Source organism: uncultured Paraglaciecola sp., assembly GCF_943787955.1.
Classification (GTDB): domain Bacteria; phylum Pseudomonadota; class Gammaproteobacteria; order Enterobacterales; family Alteromonadaceae; genus Paraglaciecola.
In genome coordinates this window covers 136,455-146,829 of record NZ_CALSOK010000011.1, presented here as the reverse complement: position 1 = coordinate 146,829, position 10,375 = coordinate 136,455, and the positions used below count along the sequence as shown (strand labels likewise).

Annotated in this window: 10 protein-coding genes; all 10 read left to right on the top strand. The window is 40.8% G+C overall.

Annotated elements, in window-relative coordinates:
- The first annotated feature begins 169 nt into the window (after positions 1 to 169).
- The 10 genes from Q0Y52_RS11610 (at position 170) to Q0Y52_RS11565 (ending at position 10,037) form a co-directional block, all read left to right on the top strand.
- Positions 170 to 307, top strand: a complete 138-nt coding sequence (locus tag Q0Y52_RS11610) for a hypothetical protein (RefSeq protein ID WP_297821717.1) — start codon at positions 170 to 172, stop codon at positions 305 to 307.
- A gap of 1,266 nt (positions 308 to 1,573) precedes the next feature.
- Positions 1,574 to 1,813 carry an MFS transporter gene (locus tag Q0Y52_RS11605; RefSeq protein WP_297821715.1) on the top strand — a complete coding sequence of 80 codons (240 nt, stop codon included), beginning with the start codon at positions 1,574 to 1,576 and terminating at the stop codon, positions 1,811 to 1,813.
- Between the two features lie 204 nt (positions 1,814 to 2,017).
- Positions 2,018 to 2,539, top strand: coding sequence for a hypothetical protein (locus Q0Y52_RS11600; protein ID WP_297821713.1), 522 nt, complete (start codon positions 2,018 to 2,020; stop codon positions 2,537 to 2,539).
- Between the two features lie 37 nt (positions 2,540 to 2,576).
- Entirely contained in the window at positions 2,577 to 2,906 is a 330-nt protein-coding gene (locus Q0Y52_RS11595) for a hypothetical protein (RefSeq protein WP_297821710.1), read from the top strand.
- A gap of 359 nt (positions 2,907 to 3,265) precedes the next feature.
- The gene (locus Q0Y52_RS11590) at positions 3,266 to 4,768 is read left to right on the top strand and encodes an NAD(P)/FAD-dependent oxidoreductase (RefSeq protein WP_297821708.1); all 1,503 of its coding nucleotides are present in this window, start codon (positions 3,266 to 3,268) and stop codon (positions 4,766 to 4,768) included.
- Between the two features lie 6 nt (positions 4,769 to 4,774).
- Complete coding sequence (locus Q0Y52_RS11585) at positions 4,775 to 5,944, top strand: iron-containing alcohol dehydrogenase (protein ID WP_297821707.1); 1,170 nt, start codon at positions 4,775 to 4,777, stop codon at positions 5,942 to 5,944.
- Positions 5,945 to 6,376, top strand: a complete 432-nt coding sequence (locus tag Q0Y52_RS11580) for a thioesterase family protein (RefSeq protein ID WP_297821705.1) — start codon at positions 5,945 to 5,947, stop codon at positions 6,374 to 6,376. It abuts the gene before it with no gap.
- On the top strand, positions 6,373 to 7,308 hold the full coding sequence (locus Q0Y52_RS11575) for an alpha/beta hydrolase (RefSeq protein WP_297821703.1): 936 nt from the start codon (positions 6,373 to 6,375) through the stop codon (positions 7,306 to 7,308). Before Q0Y52_RS11580 ends, Q0Y52_RS11575 begins: the two co-directional genes overlap by 4 nt.
- Positions 7,305 to 8,141, top strand: coding sequence for an SDR family NAD(P)-dependent oxidoreductase (locus tag Q0Y52_RS11570; RefSeq protein WP_297821701.1), 837 nt, complete (start codon positions 7,305 to 7,307; stop codon positions 8,139 to 8,141). The genes Q0Y52_RS11575 and Q0Y52_RS11570 overlap by 4 nt, the downstream gene beginning before the upstream one ends.
- 90 nt (positions 8,142 to 8,231) lie before the next feature.
- Positions 8,232 to 10,037 (top strand): acyl-CoA dehydrogenase, encoded by a 1,806-nt coding sequence (locus Q0Y52_RS11565; RefSeq protein ID WP_297821699.1) that lies wholly within the window; start codon positions 8,232 to 8,234, stop codon positions 10,035 to 10,037.
- Positions 10,038 to 10,375 lie beyond the last annotated feature (338 nt).

Genomic DNA, 10,375 nt, shown 5'->3' with positions numbered 1-10,375 from the left:
CACTGGACGGTGTCACACTCTCAGTAGGCTATGAAATTAGAATGGAAGACAGTAATTTTAGTTTCATGCCCGAACTGCGCGTGGGGATTTGGCATGGGTGATGACACTATAAACGAATCTAATATAGATGTTACTGTTGAGCTTGAAACGTATTATGGTTTGAGTACGCGTGGGCACTTACCACGCCTCACCTAAGTTTTATGTTTTCTTACAACCCTCTTACGTTAACGTCGAAGTAAAAGCATCAGCAATGGGGATGTCGGCTAAAGAAGACGATTGGGAATTTGGTTTTGGAGGGGGGGGGTAGGTTTTCATTCCTACTGATAGTGTCATGTTGGAAGCAATTTTTGAAGACTTTGACGGTACTAATGTTATAAGTGCTGGGGGTACGATATAGTTTTTAGGTATTAATCGTTAGCCCCAAAAAAATGGGGGTTTCCAGTGAATTAAACAAGCGGCGTATCGTCGCCTGTTTTGTTAAACTAGTACTCTTTAGCTTTGGTATATGTTGCAGGATATTTGGTTTTAAGGTAGTTTTTTAAACTTAATCTTCTACTTTTCTCGCCACGAAATCGTCGACATATCGCCCCCACAAACCAGAGACCTCCCCTCAGATAATACAAGGCAGCGCGCACGTCTAGCTAGCATAGACATTGGTTCTACTATTTTACGAATTTGCGTGACATTGATATCTAGCTTAGTGGCCCCCTTCGAGTGACGCGAATGCTTCAGTGGGCAAGATAGGACCACCAATTTGTCCCCAGCTTTTATAATCAAATGCGAGCACAATAAAACCAAGTTCAGCAAAATGAAGACCATAATTGTTTTAAATTCACTTTTACTGACAGCCCATCCGGGAACTAACAATATTCCAGAAAGTTTGTGTTTTGCACTTAGCCCATTAGGTTTATAAATATTAGCAGCAAGGCGCACACTGAGTCCAGATAGTGACTTCTTAGTGAGCGACATCACCAATGCTTGTTGCTGCACTCAAATTGCTAAAAGACAATGTTAAATAAACCATCAGAAAAAAATAAGTGGTGTTGTCCGGTTATAAATATCCAAAATAATGTTCCCTTAGAAAGTGATTGGTCATTCTGTTTTTGAGCAATTATTTAGGTTGTAACCCTAACAAGCTGCCCATTTTTCAATAACAGGTTGGTAAAATTTGTTCAGCATTTCATATGCCTCTGGGGTTAAGTGCAAGCCGTCGTCAGCAAACCACTTGGGCCTGGGTTGCTAACAAAACATACCAAAGTTAAAACTTTTGTGTAATTAAGGTTTTATTCGTAGATACTCTTTAATTTTAATTGCTTAACAAATGTAATATTTGTTTAAGCAATTCTTGCAAGTAAACTTAACATACTGTAAGTTCAAATTAATGTTGATGCATTAATAAAATAATCAGTGCTACAGCTATAAATTTTTATGAGCGAAAAACCATGTTGAAGTTAACCTTTTTTACAAAAACAGCTTATGGCGTGGGGGCAGATGTCGCAAGGCGTTAAAGACACTGCCTTTCAGTCATTTTTGGTTTTCTATTTCAGTCAGGTCTTGGGAATGCCCGCGATTATTGGCCGGGTTTGCTGCGTTGATAGCATTGCTGTTTGATGCAATCACCGACCCTTTAATGGGCGACATTTCTGATAATTGGCATTCAAAATGGGGGCGTCGTCATCCCTTTATGATCGCTGCTGTTATCCCCTTTTCCAATATCCCTTTATATGCTTTTTTCACCGCCGGTCGGTCTAGGATCCTGATGGGTTGTTCTTGTGGTTGTTGGGCTGGTCTATCGTTGTACGAATTTTGTTAACGATGTTTAATGTGCCCCATAATGCTTTTGGGTGCCAGAATTAAGCCAAGACTATCAAAGAGCGCACTAAATAGTTAGCTATCGTACTTTTTTAGGTTATGTGGGCGGTATCATTCTGTCGGTTTGTCGCCTTAATTCGTTTTTTAAAGGCATCAGAAACCTATCCTAATGGCATGTTAAATGTTGACGGTTACAGTAGTTTAGGTGGCGCTAGCAGGTATCATCGCTTTTGTGGCTATGACACTTTGTATTCTTGGTACCAAGCACACTATTCCATATTTGCCTAAGGCACCTGAGAATCAAAAGAAAGTCGACTTAAGTCGCAGCTTTAAGGCTTTTGCCCAAGCGATTAAATTAGGGCCCTTTCGGATTATCTTTACGGTACAAATTATGACGATGATCGCTGGTGGTGCAGGAGCAACCTGTTATGCTGTATCTGGGGCAGTTACTTTTTTGAACTATCTACGGCTTGAAATTTCTTTATTAACTCTTACCATAGTTGTGGGCTTAGTTCCGGCGTCTATTATTGCGCCTGTGTTATCAAAACGTATTGATAAAATGCCCAGTTTGGTTACCTGCTTATTAGTAGCTACGGCCTTTAGCTTTAGTCCCATATATTTACGTTTATTAGGTGTTTTACCTGAAAACGACTCACCATTAATTATGCCGATACTGTTTGCCACTTACGTTGTTGGCTATAGCTTCTTTATAAGCAGCCAGGCATAGTGATTGGTTCGATGTTGGCAAGATATTGCTGATTTACATGCATCCAACACAGGTAAACGTCAGGAAGGTTTGTTTTTTTGCGGCCAACTCATTTGCTCAAAAAGCGACCTTTGGAATAGGCACTCTGTTTGCTGGTATCGGACTCGATCTGATCGCTTTTCCAAAACAGGTGGATGTTTCCATGGTCTCTGAGCAAACCATTTTCAACTTAGGCTTAATTGCAGGGCCATTGCCATTCGCCATTTATCTCATTGCTGCCTATATCGCTACAAAATACGATTTAAACAAAACACGACATACAGAGGTTTATGTACAACTTTCGGCACAAAAAAACCACACAAAAAACGGCTCTAAAAAGCTAGGCTAAAGACTCAACAAAAATGTGTTGCATTACTTTAAGGAAACTAGCCAAGCGATCAGTAATTTTAAGTAATAAAGTATGGTGCAGATGAATATCGAACGTAACCAAGGTGTAATGCAATACCATTATTCATTATTACTGCTGACAAGCTTTCGATTCTGGTGGATAAGAAGTACTAGGTTAAAAATATGGTTGCATTAAAAGCCAAGGTACTGCAAAAAAACGAATGAAGTATTTTTTGCAGCGCAGTCATCGATAGTGTTACTTAGGAGGCATTAGCCCTAGGCTAAAGAGGTAATTTATAAATACTTTAACAATATTCCCAGTTTGATGTGAAAAGAATAGATTAAAAATTAGGTGATTTTATGAATACTTTCAATAACAGCGTCAACAACGATAACGATAAAAACGAACATTTTGATGTACTGGTAGTCGGCGCAGGTTTATCTGGAATAGGTTCTGCTTACCATTTGAAAACACAACTGCCAGACAAAAGTTTTTGTGTACTTGATGGCATGGAAAGTTTTGGGGGAACTTGGTTAACGCACAATTATCCTGGCGTTCGTTCGGACAGTGATTTATTTACTTTTGGCTATCGATTTAAGCCTTGGACAGGCTCACCTATTGCTAAGGGTGCTGAAATTTTGAATTATATGCACGAAGTCATCGATGAGAATCATTTAGGCCAGCATATTCGCTACAATCATCATGTGCTTGGTGCAAGTTGGGACAGTGTTAATCAACTTTGGAGCATTACTGCATTTAAAAAAGACAGTAAAGAAACGGTTGTCATTACTGCTAATTTCTTATGGATGTGTCAGGGATATTATAATCATGAAAAAGGTTATACCCCTGATTGGAATGGCAAAAGTGATTACAAAGGAGTACTTGTTCATCCACAGGATTGGCCAAAAGACTTAGATTACAAAGACAAAAAGGTAGTAATAATCGGTTCAGGTGCGACTGCTGCGACCTTAGCACCCAATATTGCTGATGATTGTGAACATGTGACATTGTTGCAGCGTTCCCCCACTTATTTTATACCACGAGAAAACCATAACCCGCTAACGGATCAATTACGTGATATCGGGGTTGACGATGCATGGATCCACGAAATTACCCGCAAGCAGTTGCTGCAAGAGCAGGCTGGTTTTATTCAGCTGTCTAATCAATATCCAAATGAAGTTAAAAAAGGCCTGATTGAAGGCGTAGCCGCACTTCTGGATGATGATTTTGATGTAGAAAAACATTTTACTCCTAAGTATGCCCCTTGGAGACAACGCATTGCCGTTGTGCCTGAAGGCGATATCTTTGCCGGTATTCGCTCGGGTAAAGTTGATGTTAAGACAGATCAGATTGAGTGTTTTAACGAAACCGGAATTACGCTGCAGTCAGGCGAACAATTAGATGCTGATATTATTATTTCAGCCACAGGATTTAACCTATCAGTGTTAGGCGGTATTGAATTTTCGGTTGATGGTAAAATAGTCGATTTTTCAGAAAAAGTGGGATACCGAGGCATGATGTTTACCGATGTACCTAATATGGTTTGGGTGATGGGGTATTTTCGTGCAAGTTGGACACTACGTGTTGACTTAATAGGTGATTTCATCTGCCGATTATTAACACATATGGATCAAAAACAGGTCAAACAACTCACTATGACTTTACGTGATGAAGATGCAGATATGGAGTTGTTGCCTTGGATCGATACCGAAGAATTTAACCCTGGTTATATGATGCGTTCGTTACATTTAATGCCAAAACGCGGTAGCAAAGCAGATTGGCAACATACTCAGGATTATTGGTCAGAAAGAGATACACTACCCAAGCTTAATTTAAACGACAAACTTTTTGTATATAGGTAGGTACTAATGAAACCATTTATTTTTTCGACCACTAAATCAATTATTAGCGAAATAGGCGCGATTAATCGGATTGCTGATATTTGTGCGACGCTTGACATTTTGAAGCCCTTAATCATCACTGATCAAGGTATTGTTGATGTCGGTTTAATTCAACCATTAGATACTGCGTTTAAAAAAGTAGACAGAAAATATTTCTGCTTTGACCAAGTGGTGGCTGACCCACCTGAACATACTGTTCTGGCTGCTGTTGCCTTCGCAAAGGAAGTTGAAGCCGACGGCATCATTGGATTTGGTGGTGGCAGCTCGCTGGATACGGCAAAATTAGTAGCACTATTAGCTAATTCAGATGAACAACTCGCTGATATTTATGGTGTTGATGCCATTCGAGGGAAACGTTTACCACTTATATTGATACCCACAACAGCCGGTACTGGCTCTGAAGTGACACCTATCGCCATTGTCACTACAGGTGATACCACCAAAGCCGGTGTTGTTTCCTCTGTACTTTTACCAGACATTGCTTTGCTCGATGCCAGTTTAACCTTAGGTTTGCCATCCCACGTGACAGCAGCAACTGGGATTGATGCAATGGTACATGCCATTGAAGCCTACACCAGTGCTATTAAGAAAAATCCATATTCTGATTTATTGGCTAAGCAAGCCTTGACGTTATTATCACATAATATTGTTGAAGCCACCTTTAATGGCAGCAACGTTGAAGCGCGTCAAGCCATGTTGCTAGGTGCCTGTTTAGCGGGTCAAGCTTTTGCCAATGCGCCTGTCGCAGCAGTGCATGCCTTGGCTTATCCATTAGGAGGACATTTTCATATTCCACACGGATTAAGTAATGCACTTGTACTTGTTCAGGTGATGAATTTCAACCTAAGCCACTGTGCTCCATTATATGCTGAACTTGCGCCAAGTATCACTGACACCATCAGCCTAGATGGCAGTGACAAACAGATTGCGCAGGCACTGATTGACTTTATAGCGGATTTGATAAAACAACTTAACTTGCCGGTTAGTTTAGCTGCAATGGGTATTGCCGAGAATGATATTAGAGCTTTAGCAAAAGACGCGATGTTACAAACACGCTTGCTGGTCAATAATCCAAAACCTGTCACCTTAGAAGACGTTCAAGAAATTTATCGTCAAGCGCATCAAGGAACCGATTAAATGAGTGTTGAGTCTAAAACCGATTTTCTTTTTTTCTTTCCTATTACCACCAGGTGGATGGATAACGATATGTTCGGTCATGTGAATAACATCAATTATTATTCATATTTTGACACAGTTGTGAATCAATTTTTAATCGAACAAGCGAATTTTGAACCTATGACCAGTTCACAGATTGGTTTTATTGTGAAATCTAATTGCAGTTATATTCGTTCTGTTTCTTACCCTGAGAAATTGATCGGCGCTTTCAGAGTTGATCGACTTGGGAAAAGTTCCGTAGACTATACGGTAGGTATTTTTAAGCAGGACGAAGACACAGCCTCAGCCGTTGGCGGTTTAACCCATGTATTTGTCGACCGTCACACACAAAAGCCAACACCCATCCAAGGTAAAATGCGCAAAGCCATGATATCGGCGATGGTAAATGCATGATCCAAGAAATGATGAATAACACTGCAATATTTGAAAATGTGATTAATGTAAATGGAGTTGATATTGCGTATCAACTCCATGGAAATTCTTTACAACCGACATTATTGCTCATTCATGGCTTAAGTACACCACTAACAGGTTGGCCTAAGGCTATGGTTGATGCATTTGTTGCTGCCAATTTTCAGATATTACTTTTAGATAATCGTGATGTGGGGCGCTCTGAGCAACTTGACCATTTTTCTATCCCCAATATGGGGTGGATAATCACCAAATTAAAATTAGGGTTGTCAATTAAAACGCCTTATCAGCTTGAAGACATGATGCAAGATGTCGTTGCACTATTGGATGCCCTTAACCTCGCTGAAGTGCATGTGGTTGGGGCATCAATGGGCGGAATGATAGCGCAATTGATGGCAATCCATCACCCACGAAGAGTCAAAACATTAACGTCTATAATGTCCACAACGGGCTATAAAAAGCTTCCTGGGATTGATAAAAACATTCGTAAAACGCTGATGCAAAAACCCGTATCAAAAGATTACAAGGACCAGATGGATTACCACATCAAAAAATGGCAAGTAATCGGCAGTCCAGATTACCCCTATACTGAAACTGATTTACAACAATACGTTGAAAGCATGTTGCAGCGTGGCATGACAGCAAAAGGCACCATCCGCCAAATGCTATCAATCATGGCCGCTGGAAATAGAGAAGATGCATTATCTAAGCTGGATATACCCAGCTTAGTTATTCACGGTGACCGCGATGGGTTGGTGAATTTAGCCGGTGGTAAAGCCACAGCACAGGCCATACCCAATGCCAAGTTGAAGGTGTATCCGGGTATGGGACATGACTTTCCTGTTGAATTGATACCAAACATAGTCGACGACATTGTTACCCATATTAATACGAATTTAGGTGGTAGAACATGAAGCAATATAATGGGCTCGTAGCAGTTGTCACTGGTGCCGCTTCAGGCATTGGTAAAGCGATAGCCATTAAATTAGCTGAAAAAGGTTGCCATTTAGCTTTAGCTGACAAATACATGGATGGTTTAGAAACGCTACAACAGCAAATAGAAGCTAAAGGTGTTGAATGTTTTATTGCCAGTCTTGATGTATCAGACAACCTCGCTTTTATAGAATTTGCACAACACACTCATAACAAATTCAAGCGTATCGATATGTTGTTTAACAATGCGGGGGTGAGCTTAATTGATTCAGTTGAAAATCAATCACTCGAGGATTTTCATTGGTTAATGAATATTAATTTTTGGGGTGTGGTGCATGGCACTAACGCTGTTTTACCTTATTTAAAAGCATCGCCTAGCGCTAATATTGTGAATATTTCCAGTTTATTTGGTTTGCTTTCTTTGCCTTTACAAAGTGCTTACAACGCATCTAAATATGCAGTAAGAGGATTTACAGAAGCGTTAAAAATGGAGATGGCAGGTAGTAATGTAGCTGTGCATTGTGTTCACCCAGGTGGCATTAAAACGAACATAACCAATAGCGCCAAAGTATCAACTCACGCTATTACCAAGAGCCAGATTATTGCTGATTTTAACAAACAAGCAAAAACAACAGCAGAACAAGCTGCCGATATTATTTTAGCCGGAATTGAAAATAAACAGCGGCGTATTTTAGTGGGAGGTGATGCAAAATTACTTGATCGTATTTCAAGATGGTTTCCGTCCAGCTACGAAAAGATTCTTGGTTTTGAGAAAGGCGTCATTAATAAACGCAAAGAATTACTGAATAAATAAAGACACGCCTTTGTCACCTTATTATTTCACTTATTCCACTTATTTCATTTATGTAAATTTTTACTGCTTAAACCTTTAGAGGAACTATACATGCCAGCACCGATTGTAAGTCGTCGAGATATTGAATTCTTTTTATATGAGATGTTTGATGTTGAGGCTTTAACCACTCGCGAGCGTTACCAAGATCATGATCGTGAAAGCTTTGATGCTGCAATCGATATTGCACAGGCCATAGCTGAAAAATATTATGTACCTATTCGTCTAAAAGTAGACAGTAATCAGCCGACATTCGACGGCAAAAAAGTGCACATTATTCCAGAGATCAAAGAAGGTCTCGATGCTGTTATTGAAGCGGGACTGACCGCACCAACAACCGATTACGAAATGGGTGGTATGCAACTTCCTCAAATTGCCGCTAGTGGCGCTTCTGCTTACTTAGCAGCAGCAGCCAGTACCAGTATTGGTTATCTATCACTGACACATGCCAATTCAAATTTGATTGAAGCCTATGGTACCCCTGAGCAAATTGAAAAATGGGTGATCCCACAACGAGAAGGGCGCTTTTTCGGCACCATGGCAATGACTGAACCTGGTGCAGGCTCCGGTTTGGGTGACCTAACCACCTCTGCCACTAAAGAAGAAGACGGCACTTATCGAGTCAAAGGTAATAAAATTTGGATATCAGGCGGCGACCACTGTCTATCTGAAAATATTGTGCATTTAGTGTTGGCCAGAGTAAAAGGCGCACCCAAAGGGGTAAAAGGCATCTCGTTGTTTATTGTACCTAAGTTTTTGGTCAATGATGATGGCAAAATTGAAGAACGCAATGAAGTGGCTTTGGCTGGTTTGTTTCATAAAATGGGCGGGCGAGGGCAAACGTCAACCGCATTAAGTTTTGGCGAACAAAACGGGGCCGAAGCCTATTTAGTAGGTGAAGAGAATAAAGGCTTGATGTACATGTTCCATATGATGAACGAAGCCCGAATTTTAGTGGGCACTGGCGCAGCGCTCACCGCATTAACGGGTTTTCAGTACTCCCTCGATTATGCCAAAGGGCGTCCTCAAGGGCGTTTGCTTTCTGCAAAAGATCCGTTAGCCCCCCCCGTCAACATTATTGAACATCCTGATGTTAGGCGAATGCTGCTAACCCAAAAAGCGTATTCTGAAGGTGCGTACGCATTATGTTTATATGGGCATCAACTGGTTGATGATGAAAAGACTTCACCCAGTGAGAGCGAGCGTAAACACGCATCAACTATATTGGACTTTTTAACGCCTATTATTAAAAGTTGGCCATCAGAGTGGGGACCAAAATCTAATGATTTGGCCATACAGGTATTAGGTGGGCACGGTTATGTTAACGAACACCCTGTTGAAATGTTTTATCGCGACAACCGTCTTAACCCTATTCATGAGGGCACTACGGGTATTCAGTCCTTAGACTTACTTTGCCGAAAAGTACCGATGAACGGTTTTAAAGGCTACCAAGCATTCTTAGCTGAAATACAGCTCACCGTCGAGAGTGTGACCTTGATTGATAGTTTACAGACCTATGCCGTTGAGTTACAAAATGCGGTAGACAATCTCAAGGAAGTCACGACCAGTGTAATGGCCGCTTCAAAGACCCAAAACCTTGATCTAGTTTTCTCTAACTCTGTCAGTTATCTGAATATGTTTGGCCACCTCACCATTGCCTGGTTATGGCTCAGGCAGGCTGAGATAGCTACAAAGCAGCTGGAGAAAACCCCCCATAGTGATGATGAAAATTTCTACCATGGGAAAATCCAAGCCATGAAGTATTTTTTCAATAGCGAGCTACCACTCACATACCATTGGGGCAACTTAGTCAAAAATATCGACAGTGCTAGCTTTGACACCCATCCAGATTGGCTTTGATTTTAGGCGTGAGATAGGTCATAAGTATTATGTCTTTTGGGCAGTGGTGAGTTCCTCCTAATCAATCAGATTTAATGCATACCTTGACCTAAATCCAGAGGTGTCACCAAGGCGTTTGGAAATGGATGTTTTGGTGACTCCTTGAGCTTAAAGACTTCAGTGTTACTGGGTATCTAGTAATGCTGCTTTGGCGCCCATGATATTCGCTTCTTTTTCTGAATTAGGGTTATCCCATGGGGTCAGTGTTTTCCTTGTTCAGTCTTAATGAATATTGTTACCTTCTGGGTTACCCATTCACCAGCCTAATCAATTGGATGCATCTAACCTCGCTATCTATC